This is a genomic window from Christiangramia aestuarii (assembly GCF_009735585.1).
Lineage (GTDB): Bacteria > Bacteroidota > Bacteroidia > Flavobacteriales > Flavobacteriaceae > Christiangramia > Christiangramia aestuarii.
Genome location: NZ_VJVW01000034.1, coordinates 1 through 593 on the forward strand (window position 1 = coordinate 1; position 593 = coordinate 593).

At 66.9% G+C, this 593-nt stretch carries 2 protein-coding genes; one reads left to right on the plus strand and one right to left on the minus strand.

Going from position 1 to position 593, the window contains the following annotated elements; translation table 11 throughout:
- Positions 1-108: 108 nt before the first annotated feature.
- A complete protein-coding gene (locus FLP08_RS16800) occupies positions 109-366 on the plus strand; it encodes a hypothetical protein (protein WP_003084524.1) in 258 nt (85 codons plus the stop codon).
- Between the two features lie 12 nt (positions 367-378).
- On the opposite strand, the gene FLP08_RS16805 is transcribed toward FLP08_RS16800, so the two are convergent.
- The coding region (locus FLP08_RS16805; protein WP_156278077.1) for a DUF1329 domain-containing protein at positions 379-593 on the minus strand (215 nt) is incomplete at its 5' end.

Consider the following 593-nt stretch of genomic DNA (forward strand, 5'->3'; position numbering starts at 1 on the left):
TCCTGCTAGTGTTCTTCGTGATCGGCATGATCGCCGATCGCAGCTGAGCCCCCGGTCTCCCGGCGGCCAGCGCCGTCCCCAAGAGCGTCATGGCCTCCGGGAGCCCGCATGAAACCGATCAAGCACCTCTACCTGCATTTCACCGACGGCCAGCGCCTGTCGCTGCGCTTCCCGCGCCAGCAGGACGACCCGGCCGAGGTTGCCCGCAGCATCCGCCAGCAACTGGACACGCCCTATCTCAGCGTCGAGGTCGACGGCGACCTGCTGCTGATTCCGCGGGACAGCATCAAGTACCTGCAGATCAGCCCGGCGCCGGCGCGCCTGGACGACGACGGCACGCTACGCGGCGCCGAGCTGATCGTCTGAGGGCCGTCCGCCTCAGTTCCCCTCCCGGCGCAGCGCCTGCGGGGTGAAGTCGCGCGGCCCAACCTGCACGCCGAAGTCGTACATCGGCTCGTTGTTGTCCAGCCCATCGACGAAGTAGCGGCCGCCCTTGAAGTCGTAGATCGCTTCCAGGGTGCTGGAGACCAGCGGCACATCGTAGTAGTTGATCGGATGGACCTCCTGGGCCCGGGTCAGCACGCCATCCTTGT

Coding starts and splice junctions, on each gene's coding strand:
- FLP08_RS16800 (WP_003084524.1), top strand. CDS start 109: ATGAAACCGATCAAGCACCTCTACCTGCATTTCACCGACGGCCAGCGC.